The following is a 14,862-nucleotide window of genomic DNA, read 5'->3' as shown; positions in this document are numbered from 1 at the left end:
AATGAACGATCACAACAACAATATCCAGCTGGACACCGCCATGACCACCACCACCATGACCATGATCCAGGCCCTGCGCTCGGCTATGGATGTGATGCTCGAGCGTGACGACAACGTCGTGGTGTTCGGCCAGGACGTGGGCTACTTCGGCGGCGTGTTCCGCTGCACCGAAGGCCTGCAGGCCAAATACGGCACCTCGCGGGTGTTCGACGCGCCGATCTCGGAAAGCGGCATCGTCGGCGCGGCCATCGGCATGGGCGCCTACGGCCTGCGCCCGGTGGCGGAAATCCAGTTCGCCGACTACGTCTACCCGGCCTCGGACCAGATCATTTCCGAAGCCGCGCGCCTGCGCTATCGCTCCGCCGGCCAGTTCACCGCGCCCATGACCCTGCGCATGCCTTGCGGCGGCGGCATCTACGGCGGGCAGACCCACAGCCAGAGCATCGAGGCGATGTTCACCCAGGTCTGCGGCCTGCGCACCGTGATGCCTTCCAACCCCTACGACGCCAAGGGCCTGCTGATCGCCTCCATCGAGAACGATGACCCAGTGATCTTCCTCGAACCCAAGCGCCTGTATAACGGCCCGTTCGACGGCCATCACGATCGCCCGGTAACCCCCTGGTCGAAACACCCGGCGGCCCAGGTACCGGACGGCTACTACAAGGTGCCGCTGGACGTGGCGGCCATCGCCCGCCCGGGCAAGGACGTGACCATCCTCACCTACGGCACCACCGTCTACGTGTCGCAAGTGGCGGCCGAGGAAACCGGCATCGACGCCGAGGTCATCGACCTGCGCAGCCTGTGGCCCCTGGACCTGGACACCATCGTCAAGTCGGTGAAAAAGACCGGCCGTTGCGTGGTGGTACACGAAGCCACCCGTACCTGCGGTTTCGGCGCCGAACTGGTGTCGCTGGTGCAGGAACACTGCTTCCACCACCTGGAAGCCCCGATCGAGCGCGTCACCGGTTGGGATACGCCGTATCCCCACGCGCAGGAGTGGGCATATTTCCCAGGGCCGTCCCGAGTGGGCGCGGCGCTGCAACGGGTCATGGAGGTCTGAATGGGCACGCACGTAATCAAGATGCCGGACATCGGCGAAGGCATCGCGGAAGTTGAACTGGCGCAGTGGCACGTCAAGGTCGGCGATCAGGTAGTGGAAGATCAGGTTCTGGCAGACGTGATGACCGACAAGGCGATGGTCGACATCCCCTCCCCGGTGCACGGCAAGGTCATCTCCCTGGGCGGCGAGCCCGGTGAAGTGATGGCGGTGGGCAGCATCCTCATCAGCATCGAGGTCGAAGGCGCGGGCAACCTCAAGGAATCCGCCCAGGCAGCCGCACCGGCGGCAAAAGAGCCGGCAGCTATTAATAAGCCCGTGGCCGCCGCGCCAGTGGCCCAAGCCCCCAAAGCGGAAAAACCCGTCGCCAGTCCAGCAGCCGCCTGCCGCCCAGCGCCCCAGGCACCGGTGGCCCGGGAAGCCGACGAGCGTCCGCTGGCCTCGCCGGCGGTGCGCAAGCATGCCCTGGACCTGGGCATCCAGCTGCGCCTGGTGCAAGGCAGCGGCCCGGCCGGGCGCATCCTGCACGAAGACCTGGACGCCTACCTGGCCCAGGACAGCCAGCCGCTCAAGGGTTACTCGGCGCCAGGGGCCGGCTATGCCGAGCGCCATGATGAAGAGCAGATCCAGGTCATTGGCATGCGCCGCAAGATCGCCCAGCGCATGCAGGAGTCCAAGCATCGCGCCGCGCACTTCAGCTATGTCGAGGAAGTGGACGTCACCGCCCTGGAAGAGCTGCGCATCCACCTCAATGAAAAGCACGGCGCCACCCGCGGCAAGCTGACCCTGCTGCCGTTCCTGGTGCGGGCCATGGTCGTCGCCCTGCGCGACTTCCCGCAGATCAACGCCCGCTATGACGACGAAGCCCAGGTCATCACCCGCCACGGCGCGGTGCACGTCGGGGTCGCCACCCAGAGCGACGTCGGCCTGATGGTACCGGTGGTGCGCCACGCCGAAGCCCGCAGCCTGTGGGGCAATGCCGAGGAAATTTCGCGCCTGGCCCAGGCCGCTCGCAGCGGCAAGGCCGCCCGGGATGAACTCTCCGGTTCCACCATCACCCTCACCAGCCTCGGCGCGCTGGGCGGGATCGTCAGCACGCCGGTGCTGAACCTGCCGGAAGTGGCGATTGTCGGGGTCAACCGCATCGTCGAGCGGCCCATGGTGATCAAGGGCCAGATCGTGATCCGCAAGATGATGAACCTCTCCAGCTCCTTCGATCATCGGGTGGTCGACGGCATGGACGCTGCGCAATTCATCCAGGCCATTCGCGGCCTGCTCGAACAACCCGCCACGCTGTTTGTGGAGTAAGACATGCAACAGACTCTCAATACCCAACTGTTGATCATCGGCGGCGGCCCTGGCGGTTATGTGGCGGCCATCCGCGCCGGCCAGCTGGGCATCTCCACCATTCTGGTGGAGGGCCAGTCCCTGGGCGGCACCTGCCTGAACATCGGTTGCATCCCGTCCAAGGCGCTGATACATGTCGCCGAGCAGTTCCACCAGACCCGCCACCACAGCCAGGGCTCGGCCCTGGGCATCGAAGTGGCGGCGCCAACCCTGAACATCGGCAAGAGCGTGGAATGGAAGGACGGCATCGTCGACCGCCTGACCACCGGGGTCGCCGCGCTGCTGAAGAAAAACAAGGTCCAGGTGATCCAGGGCTGGGCCAGGGTCATCGACGGCAAGACCGTGGAGATCGAAGGCGCCGATACCCGCATCCAGTGCGAGCACCTGCTGCTGGCCACCGGTTCGAAAAGCGTCAACCTGCCGATGCTGCCCTTCGGCGGGCCGATCATTTCCTCCACCGAGGCCCTGGCACCCAAGACCCTGCCCAAGCGCCTGACCGTGGTCGGCGGCGGCTACATCGGCCTGGAACTGGGCATCGCCTACCGCAAGCTCGGGGTCGAGGTCAGCGTGGTGGAGGCCCAGGAACGCATCCTGCCCGCCTACGACGGCGAACTGACCCAGCCGGTGCTGGACTCGGTGAAGCAGTTGGGGATCAAGCTCTACCTCAAGCACAGCGTGCTGGGCTTCGATGCCGCCAGCAGCAGCCTGCAGGTACGCGAGCCCAATGGCGACACCCTGAACCTGGCCACCGACCAGGTTCTGGTGGCGGTGGGCCGCAAGCCCAACACCCAGGGCTGGAACCTGGAAAGCCTGAACCTGGACATGAACGGCGCGGCCATCAAGATCGACCACCGGTGCCAGACCAGCATGCGCAACGTCTGGGCCATCGGCGACCTGAGCGGTGAGCCGATGCTCGCGCACCGGGCCATGGCCCAGGGCGAGATGGTCGCCGAGCTGATCGCCGGCAAGCACCGGGAATTCAACCCGGCAGCGATCCCCGCGGTGTGCTTCACCGACCCGGAACTGGTGGTGGTGGGCAAGACCCCGGACGAGGCCCGCGCTGCCGGCCTGGATTGCATCGTCAGCAGCTTCCCGTTCGCGGCCAATGGCCGGGCCATGACCCTGGAATCGAAAAGCGGTTTCGTGCGGGTGGTGGCCCGAAGTGACAATCACCTGATTGTCGGCTGGCAGGCAGTGGGAGTCGGAGTCTCCGAGTTGTCCACGGCGTTCGGCCAATCCCTGGAAATGGGCGCGCGCCTGGAAGACATCGGCGGCACCATCCACGCCCACCCGACCCTGGGTGAAGCGGTCCAGGAAGCAGCGCTGCGGGCACTGGGCCACGCCCTGCATCTGTAACCATTCAAGGGGCACACAGGACAGTGCCCAGGTAGGAGCGCGGCTGGCCCGCGAAAGGGCCAGCGTGGACAGCCAAGCGGCCTTCGCGAGCAAGCTCGCTCCTACAGGGGTATGGGGCTGTTAGGGGGAAGCTTCATAAGCAGGCTAAGTTTTTTTGCGCCCCCTCCCATCGTCCGGGATGCGGCACGCCCCCGGAATGCAGTATTGTTGTGCCCATCCAAAAAAACGTCAGAAGCCTTGAGCCGTTCCGACGGTTGTTAAGCGATAGAGGGTGTCATGGGTAACGAAAGCATCAATTGGGACAAGCTGGGTTTTGACTACATCAAGACAGACAAGCGCTATCTGTCGCACTGGCGTAACGGCGAGTGGGACGCAGGCACCCTGACTGAAGACAATGTGCTGCACATCAGCGAGGGCTCCACCGCCCTGCACTATGGCCAGCAATGTTTCGAAGGCCTCAAGGCCTACCGCTGCAAGGACGGTTCGATCAACCTGTTCCGTCCGGACCAGAACGCCGCACGCATGCAGCGCAGCTGCGCCCGCCTGCTGATGCCGCAGGTCTCCACCGAACAGTTCATCGAAGCCTGCAAGGCCGTGGTCAAGGCCAACGAACGCTTCATCCCGCCCTACGGCACCGGCGGCGCGTTGTACCTGCGCCCGTTCGTGATCGGCGTCGGCGACAACATCGGCGTGCGCACCGCGCCGGAGTTCATCTTCTCGATCTTCGCCATCCCGGTCGGCGCCTACTTCAAGGGCGGCCTGACCCCGCACAACTTCCTGATCTCCAGCTACGACCGCGCGGCGCCTCAGGGCACCGGCGCGGCCAAGGTCGGTGGCAACTACGCCGCCAGCCTGATGCCCGGCGCCCAGGCCAAGAAGGCCAGCTTCGCCGACTGCATCTACCTCGACCCGCTGACCCACAGCAAGATCGAGGAAGTGGGTTCGGCCAACTTCTTCGGCATCACCCATGACGACAAATTCGTCACCCCCAACTCGCCATCGGTACTGCCGGGCATCACCCGCCTGTCGCTGATCGAGCTGGCCAAGACCCGCCTGGGCCTGGAAGTGGTCGAAGGCGACGTGTTCATCGACAAGCTGGCGGACTTCAAGGAAGCCGGGGCCTGCGGTACTGCCGCGGTGATCACGCCGATCGGCGGCATCGAGTACCAGAACAAGCTGCACGTGTTCTACAGCGAAAAAGAAGTCGGCCCGATCACCCAGAAGCTCTATAAAGAGCTGACCGGTGTACAGACCGGCGACGTCGAAGCGCCAGCGGGCTGGATCGTCAAGGTCTGATTCCCCCCCTGCTTCAGCCGAGCCCGCCCCTGCTTGCCAGGGGCGGGCTTTTTCATGCCTGGAGCCTGCAGAATGCCAACCGAAGGAGGGGCTCCCCTCAGAGGCTGATACCGAACAACATCAGCACCTGTTGCGTTCCATCCACCACCAGCAACGCGGCCTGGGATGCCATCAAGGTGTAGAAAAAGCTCGCGATCAACACGCAGAGCTCGAACCAGACGAACATCGGCCAGTTGCTGGCGCGCAGCGGCCGCTCCTGCATGAGCTGCCTCACGCCGTTGCGTGGCAGGTGATAGACGATCTCGAACACCTTGGTCTCGCGAAAATTCTTGAACACTGCATACATCACGGCAAAGCCGGTGACAGCCGCCATCCACCAGAAGCCGACCAGTTCCACCCCGCTCTGCCCCTGGAACTGGAGGCTGGCGCTCTGTTGAAAAAAAGGAATGCCCACCGCTGAAACCAAAGGCATCACGACCCCGAAGTAGACCACCAGCCCCAGGCTGGCCATGGCCACACCGCTGGCAAACACACTGATGCGGATCACCCAGGCGAGAAACCCGGGGGAAAACTTCGAATAGGCCCTCTGGGTTTCGATCACCAGCAAGGGGATCAGCATGGTCAGCACTCCAACCGCGATGTCCACGACCTTGAACCCGGTCTTGGGCAGCAGCAGCGCCGCCAGGAAGGTCACGCCGCGGCTGCCCACCCGCCACATCATCTTCGCGTCGTCAGTCACTCCCTTCGACCAGAACTCCTCGGTAATGCCCTTGCCGTCATCCACGCCGTCATCCATTGGCTGCCTGCCTCATTGTTCAAAGCCGCCCATTGTCAGGGAAGGCCCTGGGGCCTGCCCAGCGCTATCGCCGCGCGGCTGGCCGATCCGCTTGCCTGGCCGTGCTGCCACCTGGCTGGCCTGCCCGTCGCGCTGTTTGCCGTGGCGAGCCTGGTTGATCAGTGCCGGAATCAGCGGCCCCTCCGGCAGGTGCTTCCAGAAGCGCGCCGGCAAGTGCCCCTGCATCACCCGGGGGTTGAGCCGCGCCGGGTTGAAGATATGGCTGTAGTAGGCCAGCCACAGCTCGCCCCCGGGGTCTTCGCCGGCCTGGGCCAGTTGCCGCCAGGCGCTGGGGCAGCGCCTCTGGTGGTGCAGTTGCGTACCGTCGAAATACACCCCGTCCCGGGGCGTGGCGATCATCCAGCGGTGGCGCCCCATGCGCCCGATGAAATGCCGGCTGGCCTGGGCCAGGATGTCGTGGGCCGGCTCGTGCCAGGCCACGTATTCAGGCTGCTCGGCCAGCTGTGAGCGGCCCGCGGGCAAGCTTACGAAGCGCACGAAGGCATGCAGGTGATGGGCCTCGCGGTCGACTTGCTTGATTCGCCGCTGAAACTCGCTGCCCAGTTGATCGCCGCTGAGCATGGCCGTGCGGTCGCCATGGCTGACCCGCCACAGCACCTCGTACAACAGGCTCCAGCGCTGCTCGCCGCGATAGCAGGCGGCCCGTTCCAGCAGCTCCAGCAGGGCCAGGGGAATCCGTGCACGAAACGGACCGGGCTGCTCAGGGCAAGCCTCATCGCTGGCGAACAGATCGGCGTCCTGCGTCCCGGACCAACTGACCCGGCTCGGGTCGATGGAATGGCTGAGCAGCCAGCGCGCCTGCTGGCGCCAGGTGTCGAACAGGTCGTCACAGTCCAGGCTGATCATCCCCAGAGCCCCATCTGCTGCGGTTGCGGGCGTTCCCGCAGTTGCTGGTAGAGCAGCGTGCTGCTGGTCTCCGCCTGCTGCGGGTGATAGTCGCTGGTGATAAAGAACGGCCTGGCCTTGCTCAGCACACAGCGCATGCGCGCCAGGTCCTCGTAGCGGATACGCCGCTCGCGGCGCAGTTCCACCAGGCGCTGGGTAGTGCGCAGGCCGATCCCCGGAATGCGCGAGATCAGCGCCGGTTCGGCACGGTTCAGGTCCAGGGGAAACACGCTGCGGTTGTCCAGGGCCCAGGCCAGCTTGGGGTCCATGTCCAGGGCCAGGTGCCCCGGCCCCTGGAACAGTTCGTTGGCGCTGAAGCCATAGCCGCGCAGCAGGAAGTCGGCCTGGTACAGGCGGTGCTCGCGCATCAGCGGTGGCGCGGCCAGGGGTACGCTTTTCGGGCTGTTGGGAATCGGGCTGAAGGCCGAGTAATAGACCCGGCGCAGGCGGAAGTTGCCGTACAGCGCCTCGGCGCTGTGGAGGATGGTGCTGTCGTCGGTGTCATCGGCGCCGACGATCATCTGGGTGCTCTGCCCGGCCGGGGCGAAGCGCGGCGCCCGGGGCTCGTTGAGCACCGTCTGCTCGCCGGTATAGATGGTGCCCATGGCCTGCTTGATCGAACCCAGGTGCTTTTCCGGGGCCAGGGCCTTGAGGCCCTGGTCGGTGGGCAGCTCGACGTTGACGCTGAGGCGGTCGGCGTAGCGCCCGGCCTGCTCGATCAGCAACGGATCGGCGTCGGGGATGGTCTTGAGGTGGATGTAGCCACGGAACTCGTGCTCTTCGCGCAGCAGCCTGGCCACCTGCACCAGTTGCTCCATGGTGTAGTCCGCCGAGCGGATGATCCCCGAGCTGAGGAACAGCCCGCTGACGCAATTGCGCCGGTAGAAATCCAGGGTCAGGTGCACGACTTCCTCGGGGCTGAAGCGTGCCCGGGGTACGTCGCTGGAACGGCGATTGACGCAGTACTGGCAGTCGTAGAGGCAGAAATTGGTCAGCAGCACCTTGAGCAGCGAGACGCAGCGCCCGTCCGGCGTATAGCTGTGGCAGATGCCCATGCCATTGCTCGAACCCAGCCCGCTCTTGCCTTCGGAACTGCGCTTGGGCGCGCCGCTGCTGGCGCAGGAAGCGTCGTACTTGGCGGCGTCGGCGAGGATGCTCAGCTTGTCGATCAGTTGCATGGCTAGGCCCGGATACTGTTTTTATATACAGTACAGAGAAAAACCCCGAGACCACAAGAGAGCTGCAGGAGGCAAATTGAAAAAAAACCTCTCGCCACCCCGTCGGCAGCCTGGAGCTATTGGCGAAAATCCTTAAGATACCCCCGCGCCCACGCCCCCTGGAAAGGACTCTGCCCCATGCATCGCCTCTACCGTTTCTGCCTGTTCGGCATGGCCTTGCTGTCGAGCATTGCCGCCAGCGCCGCGCCCACCGACCAGGAACTGATCGCTGCCCTGTACGCCAAAGTCCAGGCCCGTCAGGACTGGCAGGCCCAGGCCAGGCAATGCCCCGGCGACAACATGCCGGCCAGGGCCGCGATACGGGCCACGCAGGCCAACCGCTGCGAAACACCGGAGCAGCTGGGGGCCTGCCTGCAGCGCTGCGAAGCCGGCGACGGCAACGATTGCTACTGGCTGGCAACCACCCTGCAACAGGCCAAAGGGCCTGCCGAAGGCTATGAACCGCTGTACCAGCGCGCTTGCAGCCTGGGCCTGGTCTCCGGCTGCACCAACCGCGCCGCCGGCATGCTCACGGCCGACGCCGACAGCCAGGGCACCCGGCACTGTGCAGTGCAGACCTTCAACAAGGCCTGTGAGCTGGATGACCCCTGGGCCTGCACCATGTACGGCTTCCACCTGAGCCGGGGCATAGGCGTAGCGCCCGACGCCGATCTGGCGCTGAAGGTGCTGGATAAATCCTGCAAGCACGGCCCCGCCGACCCTGCCTGCAGCGGTGCCCGCCAGTTGCAGGAAGACATTCGCAACGCCCTTGAAGCGGCGAAACGCTGAATCGTCCCGGGAACGGTCTCGCTGGCAGGAGCCGACTTGCCAGCGCCCGGGCGTTCAAGAACTGCGCGGCGCCACCGGGCTTTCGCGATTGCGCTTGAAACGCTGGCGCAGCCATTCGTAGCCGCTGACCATGACAATCCCCGCCAGCACCAGCAACGCGCCGAAAATGAAGTTCGGCTCCAGCGGCTCATGCAGCAGCCAGACCCCGAAACCGATGCCGAACAGCGGGGTCATGAACGACAGCACGCCCAACCGCGAGGCCGGATAGCGGCGCAGCAGGGTGAACCAGATCAGGAAGCTGGCGAACGACACCACCAACACCTGAAAGCCCAGGCTGGCGACCACCAACGGAGTGAAATGGATGCTGGTCTGATCGGTCAGCAGCGCCGCCAGCCCGAGCCAGACAAAGGCCCCCAGCAGTTGATACTGCAGGGTCCGGGTGGTGGGGCTGGAGGCTAGCCGCGAACAGCGCACCACCACGGTGGTCGCGCCCCAGGCGACCCCGCCCAGCACCCCGAGAAAATCCCCCAGCAGCACATGGCTGCCACCGCCGTGCCCGGCCGCGGCGGGGCCGCTAAAGGCCACGACTATGCCGCCAAAGGCCACGCCGATACCCAGCCACTGCGCGGGTTTCAACCGCTCGGCCGGCATCAGCCAGTGCAGCCCCAGGGCGGCGAAGATCGGCGCGGTATAGAGAAAGATCGCCATGTGCGAGGCCGTGGTGTAGCGCAGCCCTTCACCCACCAGCAAAAACTCCAGGGCGAACAGCCCGCCCACCAGCAGGCCCGGGCGCCAATGGCCGTCACCCAGCCCCAGGCGCTCGCCGCGCCAGCACATCAGCAGCCCCACCAGCAGCGCCGCGCCGCCGGAGCGCAGGGCAATCTGCAGCACCGGGGCGATGTCCGACGCAGTGGCCTTGAGCGCCACCTGCTGCAGGCCCCAGATCGCGCACAGGCCGACCATCAGGCTGCAGGCGGTGGCATCCAGGGGTTGGCGAGTGGCCATGGCAGATCCTTCATCGAGAAAAAGTGATGAAGGATTGTCCGCCTGACAGTTTTCCTAGATATAGTTTTAATCCGCCAGCCCATAGCACTTATCCGCCAACCGGTGCCCGACATGAACAAAGCCGCGCAACAGTTGCACCTGCCGCCTTTCAGCGAAGCCCTGCCGGCGCCGATCTTCTTTCGCGCGGCCAATCTGCCGGCCCACGCCACCTACCCGCGCCACCGCCATCCGTGGGGTGAGTTCGTCTATGCCTACAGCGGGGTGATGGAAATCGAGCTGGGCGACCACCATTACCTGGCGCCGCCGCAGTACGGCATCTGGCTGCCGCCGAATGTCGAGCACATGGGCTTCAACCGCCACGAAGCCTGCCACTGCTCGCTGTACCTGGCGCCCGAGCTGTGCACCGCCCTGCCCGCCCGGCACTGCGCCCTGAGCCTCAGCCCGCTGGTCCTGGCGCTCCTGGACGACTTGCGCCAGGCGCCACCGGGCCTGCCCCAGAGCGACGAGCAACAGCGCATGCTGCAGGTGCTGGTGGACAAGCTGGGGCATGCCTCCTGCGCTGGCAGCTACCTGCCCTCGTCCGACGACCCGCTGCTGGGCCCGGTGCTGCGCACCCTCAAGGCCAACCCCGGCGACCCGCGCTCGCTGCCGCAACTGGCCCATGCCGCCAACACCAGCGAACGCACGCTGATGCGGCGCAGCCAGCGCGAGCTGGGCATGTCACTGGTGGAATGGCGCCAGCGCCTGAAAGTGGTGCAGGCCCTGGCCCTGCTGGAACAGGGACGGACCGTGGAAAGCATCGGCCTGGACCTGGGCTACAGCAGCGCCTCGGCCTTTATCAGCATGTTCCGGCGGATGATGGGCACCACCCCGGATGAATACCGCCGCCAAGCCATGGGGCGCGACTGAGCCCGGCGCGCCTATTGATGCTGCACCTGCATCATGGAACTGACCTGCACCTGCGCGTGCATCTGCTCCGCCCCGCCACCGCGACGCATGCCGCGTACCGGGCAGGCGTCCAGATAATCCAGGCCCACCGCCAGTTTCAGGTGGCGCTCGGGGCGGTCCAGGCGGTTGGTCACGTCGAAGCTGTACCAGCCGTCATCCAGCCAGGCTTCGGCCCAGGCATGGCTGGCCAGGTGGCTCTGGTCCTCGGTGCACAGGTAGCCGGACACGTAGCGCGCCGGTATGCCCAGGCTACGGGCGCAGGCCAGGAACGCATGGGTGTGGTCCTGGCAGACGCCGGCGCCGCCGGCAAAGGCTTGCGCGCCGGTGCTGCCGACCCCGGTGGCGCCAGGGCTGTAGGGCATGTGCTCGGCCAGGGCCTGCATCAGCTCGATCAGCGCGGCGCGATCGCGGCGCTCGCCACAATGCTGTCGGGCAAAGTCGCTCAGGGCCGGGTCGGCCTTGCTCAGGTGGCTGCTGCGCAGGAACGGCAGCGGCGACTGGCTGTCGCCCTCCACTTCGCGCAGCGGGTCGATCTGCACTTCGCCGAAAGCGCTGAGGACGATCGCGCCGTGGGGCTCGTCCAGGGTCATGACGTGGAGGATGTTGCCGTAGGGATCGCGCTGGGCACGCACCCGCCGCGGCAGCTCCAGGTGCCATTGGAGGATCTGCTGGCGCAGGCTGTTCTGGGGCGTCAGGCGCAGGAACTGGATGCTGGTGCAGACTTCATCGGTGTAGCTGTAGGTCGTGTCGTGACGAATGGACAGTTTCATACCACCTCCAGATAGGACTCGTGCACGGTTTGCCCCAGGTGGCGGATCTGAGCGATGCAGTCGGTCAGCCACTGGTGCAGCCCGGAGTCGAGAATCTCGTTGATCCCGGTGTAGCGCAGCCGCGCATTCAGCTCGGCGGCCAGGCGCTGGGCCGGGCGGCCGTTGTCCCCCGGCAGCGCGGCGAGGATCTGGTCCAGCTCCTCGACGCAGGCGTGCAGCGAGCGCGGCACATCGGCGCGCAGCAGCAGCATTTCGGACACCTGCTCGGCCCCCGGGGCATTGCGGTAGATCTCGTTGAACGCCTCGAAGGAGGACAAGGCGCGAAGCAAGGCGCTCCACTGGTAGTAGCCGCGGGCCGAATCGTCGCTGACCTCCTCGGACTCCTCGCCGAACATTTCATAGCGCGCATCCAGCAGGCGCAGGGTGTTGTCGGCGCGTTCGATAAAGGTTCCCAGGCGGATAAAGCGATAGGCATCGTTGCGCATGATGGTGCCGGCGGTAGCGCCGCGGAACAGGTGCGAACGCTCCTTGACCCACTCGCAGAACTGGCTGATGCCATAGCGCCCCAGGCCGTTGCGGGCGATGTTGCGCATCTCCAGCCAGGTGGCGTTGATGTTTTCCCACATGTCGGCGGTGATCCGCCCGCGCACCGCGTGGGCATTGCTGCGTGCCGCGCGCAGGCAGCAGTAGATGCTGCCCGGGTTGCTCTCGTCGAGGGCGAAGAAATGCAGCATGCGCTCGCTGTTGAGTTCGCCGTGGCGCTGGTGGTAATCGTCCAGGGTGCCGGCGGCCAGCAGCGACATGGCCAGTTCGGCCTGGCCGTCGCCGCGCCCGGCCTGGGGCATCAACGACAGCGAGTAACTGACTTCGAGCATGCGTGCCAGGTTCTCGGCACGCTCCAGGTAGCGGGACATCCAGTACAGATCGGCTGCGGTTCTTGAAAGCATGGTTCAGTCCTCCACCACCCAGGTGTCTTTGGTGCCGCCGCCCTGGGACGAGTTGACCACCAGCGAGCCCTCGCGCAACGCGACCCGGGTCAGGCCGCCGGGCACCAGGCGGGTTTCCCGGCCCGAAAGCACGAACGGCCGCAGGTCGATATGCCGCGGCGCGATGCCGCTTTCGACAAAGGTCGGGCAGGTGGACAGCGACAGGGTCGGCTGGGCGATATAGGCCTCGGGCCGGGCCTTGATCCGCACGCGGAATTCCTCGATCTGCGCCGCCGTCGCCGCCGGCCCCACCAGCATGCCGTAGCCGCCGGAACCCTGGGTTTCCTTGACCACCAACTGCGCCAGGTTGGCCAGCACGTGGGACAGTTCGGCGGGCTTGCGGCACTGCCAGGTGGGCACGTTCTTGAGGATCGGTTCCTCGCTGAGGTAAAAGCGGATCATCTCGTCCACATAGGGGTAGATCGACTTGTCGTCGGCCACCCCGGTGCCCACGGCATTGGCCAGCACCACGTTGCCGCAGCGGTAGGCGGCGATCAGCCCGGGCACCCCGAGCATGGAATCGGGGTTGAACGACAGCGGGTCCAGGTAGGCGTCATCCAGGCGTCGGTAGATCACGTCCACCGCCTGGGCACCGGCGGTGGTGCGCATGTACACCCGGTCGTCACGCACGAACAGATCGGCGCCTTCCACCAGTTCCACGCCCATCTCCCGGGCCAGGAACGCATGTTCGAAATAGGCACTGTTGAAGCGCCCCGGGGTCAGCACCACCACGGTCGGGTTATCCAGGGGGCTGGAGCTTTTCAGGGTGTCCAGCAGCAGGTTCGGGTAATGGTCGATGGGCGCGATGCGCTGGGCGGCGAACAGTTCGGGGAACAGGCGCATCATCATCTTGCGGTCTTCGAGCATGTAGCTGACACCGCTGGGGGTGCGCAGGTTGTCTTCGAGCACGTAGTAGCTGCCGTCGCCGTCGCGCACCAGGTCGACCCCGGCGATGTGGGCATAGATGCCGCGGTGCAGGTCCAGGCCCTGCATCGCCACCTGGTAGCCCTCGTTGGCCAGCACCTGTTCGGCGGGGATGATGCCTTCCTTGAGAATCCGCTGGCCGTGATAGAGGTCGGCGAGGAACAGGTTCAGCGCCTGCACCCGCTGGATGCAGCCGCGCTCCACGGTGCGCCATTCGCTGGCCTTGATGCTGCGGGGAATGATGTCGAAGGGAATCAGGCGCTCGGTGCCCTGCTCGTCGCCGTACAGGGTGAAGGTGATACCGGCGCGGTGGAACAGCAGGTCGGCTTCGCGCCGGCGCTGGTCCAAAAGTTCCAGAGGAGTGTCCGCCAGCCAGCGGGCAAACCCCTGGTAGTGAGGCCGGCAGACGCCATCGGCAGCATACATTTCATCAAAGAAAGCGCGGGACATAGCCAACTCCTTGCCGTGACGTGAACGGCTTTTTATTTGAACCCTGTGTGTGCGTGACCCGGCTTCGAGCGTGAGGGGCCCAGCCCCCCTGAAAGAGTGATAGCAATCGCTATGCCGCAAATGCACGGTGCGCCGCCAGGGAGGTGGCCCGTGGCAAAAATGACCGCTTAGCGACAAATAGATTCAAAAAAGAGACACAAAGAAAGCTGGAGAACACCCAGCAGCAAAGCCCCAGCAGCGTAGCCGGCGCCGCTCGCGGCCCTGCGCGAACAGAATCGGTGCACAAAGCCCCCGCGCTGAATGTTTTGCCCCGTTATCGGGAGTTTTCCGGCCAATGCCGCCCCACAGCGCGGCCTTGAGGCGCCATCGCGGGGCCCTGAGCACTGACCATCAGCGCACCATCAAGGTTCAAAGACTTGGCGCCGCTGCCCCCGGCAACCTCAGGCGCCCGGCAGGCACGCCAGAATCAGGGCCAGCGCCTGCTGCGGTGAGAGCTGCGCGGTGTCCAGGCGCAGCGGCGAGCTCGCCCAGGGCTGATAGTCATGCTCGAGCACCGATTGCCAGCTGGGCGGGCGCAGGCCCGACACGTCCAACTGGCGGGTCTCGACCCGGCGCCGATGCTCCGCAAGATCGGAGCACACCACCTCGATCTCCAGCAGCCTCACCCCCTGTCTGCTGGCCAGGGCCTGCCAGGCCTGGCGGCTTTCCTGCACCGGATTGACGCAGTCGGCCAGTACCCGGTTGCCCAGGGCCAGGTTGGCCTCGGCCAGTTGCAGGGCAATCTGGTAGCCGGCCTTGCCCACCTGCGCCAGGCCAGCGTCACGCAGGCCCTGTTCGATGCTGTCGATGCGCAGGTAGGTAGCCGCCAGGTGTGGCGCCAGGGTACGGGCGATGGTGGTCTTGCCGGTGCCCGGCAAGCCGCTGAAAACGATGAGCATGCAAGGCCCTGCCAACGTTGAAGGACGCACAGCTTTAC

The 14,862-nt window shown here is 65.7% G+C and carries 14 protein-coding genes; 6 read left to right on the top strand and 8 right to left on the bottom strand.

The features are described 5' to 3' along the window. Window position 1 precedes the first annotated feature (1 nt). From AC1RGE_RS02790 to AC1RGE_RS02775, 4 genes are all read left to right on the top strand, one after another. Window positions 2-1,060: an alpha-ketoacid dehydrogenase subunit beta gene (locus tag AC1RGE_RS02790; RefSeq protein ID WP_011060829.1), complete on the top strand. Its 1,059-nt coding sequence runs from the start codon at window positions 2-4 to the stop codon at window positions 1,058-1,060. Further along, window positions 1,061-2,365 (top strand): dihydrolipoamide acetyltransferase family protein, encoded by a 1,305-nt coding sequence (locus tag AC1RGE_RS02785; protein WP_194237798.1) that lies wholly within the window; start codon window positions 1,061-1,063, stop codon window positions 2,363-2,365. A 3-nt stretch (window positions 2,366-2,368) separates the two neighbouring features. Then, window positions 2,369-3,760 (top strand): dihydrolipoyl dehydrogenase, encoded by a 1,392-nt coding sequence (gene lpdA, locus AC1RGE_RS02780; protein ID WP_492583277.1) that lies wholly within the window; start codon window positions 2,369-2,371, stop codon window positions 3,758-3,760. Between the two features lie 276 nt (window positions 3,761-4,036). Beyond that, complete coding sequence (locus tag AC1RGE_RS02775) at window positions 4,037-5,056, top strand: branched-chain amino acid aminotransferase (protein ID WP_011060826.1); 1,020 nt, start codon at window positions 4,037-4,039, stop codon at window positions 5,054-5,056. Between the two features lie 97 nt (window positions 5,057-5,153). Here the strand turns inward: AC1RGE_RS02775 and AC1RGE_RS02770 are convergent, their stop codons facing one another. The 3 genes from AC1RGE_RS02770 to AC1RGE_RS02760 are packed head-to-tail and all read right to left on the bottom strand — an operon-like array spanning window position 5,154 to window position 7,975. Continuing rightward, window positions 5,154-5,852 (bottom strand): hypothetical protein, encoded by a 699-nt coding sequence (locus AC1RGE_RS02770; protein WP_019094318.1) that lies wholly within the window; start codon window positions 5,850-5,852, stop codon window positions 5,154-5,156. 12 nt (window positions 5,853-5,864) lie between these two features. Beyond that, window positions 5,865-6,758: a TIGR03915 family putative DNA repair protein gene (locus tag AC1RGE_RS02765; RefSeq protein WP_492583275.1), complete on the bottom strand. Its 894-nt coding sequence runs from the start codon at window positions 6,756-6,758 to the stop codon at window positions 5,865-5,867. Continuing rightward, window positions 6,755-7,975: a putative DNA modification/repair radical SAM protein gene (locus tag AC1RGE_RS02760; protein ID WP_019094319.1), complete on the bottom strand. Its 1,221-nt coding sequence runs from the start codon at window positions 7,973-7,975 to the stop codon at window positions 6,755-6,757. The genes AC1RGE_RS02765 and AC1RGE_RS02760 overlap by 4 nt, the downstream gene beginning before the upstream one ends. A gap of 177 nt (window positions 7,976-8,152) precedes the next feature. Here AC1RGE_RS02760 and AC1RGE_RS02755 point away from each other — a divergent pair, with 177 nt between their 5' ends. After that, window positions 8,153-8,803: an SEL1-like repeat protein gene (locus AC1RGE_RS02755; RefSeq protein ID WP_019094320.1), complete on the top strand. Its 651-nt coding sequence runs from the start codon at window positions 8,153-8,155 to the stop codon at window positions 8,801-8,803. A gap of 54 nt (window positions 8,804-8,857) precedes the next feature. Here AC1RGE_RS02755 and AC1RGE_RS02750 read toward each other — a convergent pair whose 3' ends face one another. Continuing rightward, window positions 8,858-9,808 (bottom strand): DMT family transporter, encoded by a 951-nt coding sequence (locus AC1RGE_RS02750; protein ID WP_011060819.1) that lies wholly within the window; start codon window positions 9,806-9,808, stop codon window positions 8,858-8,860. 111 nt (window positions 9,809-9,919) lie between these two features. Here AC1RGE_RS02750 and AC1RGE_RS02745 point away from each other — a divergent pair, with 111 nt between their 5' ends. Then, entirely contained in the window at window positions 9,920-10,717 is a 798-nt protein-coding gene (locus AC1RGE_RS02745) for an AraC family transcriptional regulator (RefSeq protein WP_011060818.1), read from the top strand. Between the two features lie 11 nt (window positions 10,718-10,728). On the opposite strand, the gene AC1RGE_RS02740 is transcribed toward AC1RGE_RS02745, so the two are convergent. The 4 genes from AC1RGE_RS02740 to AC1RGE_RS02725 form a co-directional block, all read right to left on the bottom strand. Further along, window positions 10,729-11,526: a transglutaminase family protein gene (locus AC1RGE_RS02740; protein WP_011060817.1), complete on the bottom strand. Its 798-nt coding sequence runs from the start codon at window positions 11,524-11,526 to the stop codon at window positions 10,729-10,731. Beyond that, window positions 11,523-12,473, bottom strand: a complete 951-nt coding sequence (locus tag AC1RGE_RS02735; RefSeq protein ID WP_011060816.1) for an alpha-E domain-containing protein — start codon at window positions 12,471-12,473, stop codon at window positions 11,523-11,525. Before AC1RGE_RS02735 ends, AC1RGE_RS02740 begins: the two co-directional genes overlap by 4 nt. A 3-nt stretch (window positions 12,474-12,476) precedes the next feature. Next, complete coding sequence (locus AC1RGE_RS02730) at window positions 12,477-13,886, bottom strand: circularly permuted type 2 ATP-grasp protein (protein ID WP_011060815.1); 1,410 nt, start codon at window positions 13,884-13,886, stop codon at window positions 12,477-12,479. Window positions 13,887-14,326: 440 nt separating this feature from the next. Further along, window positions 14,327-14,824 carry a P-loop nucleotide/nucleoside kinase family protein gene (locus AC1RGE_RS02725; RefSeq protein ID WP_492583273.1) on the bottom strand — a complete coding sequence of 166 codons (498 nt, stop codon included), beginning with the start codon at window positions 14,822-14,824 and terminating at the stop codon, window positions 14,327-14,329. Window positions 14,825-14,862 lie beyond the last annotated feature (38 nt).

The sequence above is a fragment of the Pseudomonas sp. GW823-FHT02C05 genome, assembly GCF_058797595.1.
Note: the sequence above shows the minus strand (reverse complement) of the source record. Positions and strands in the feature narration are given on the sequence as shown.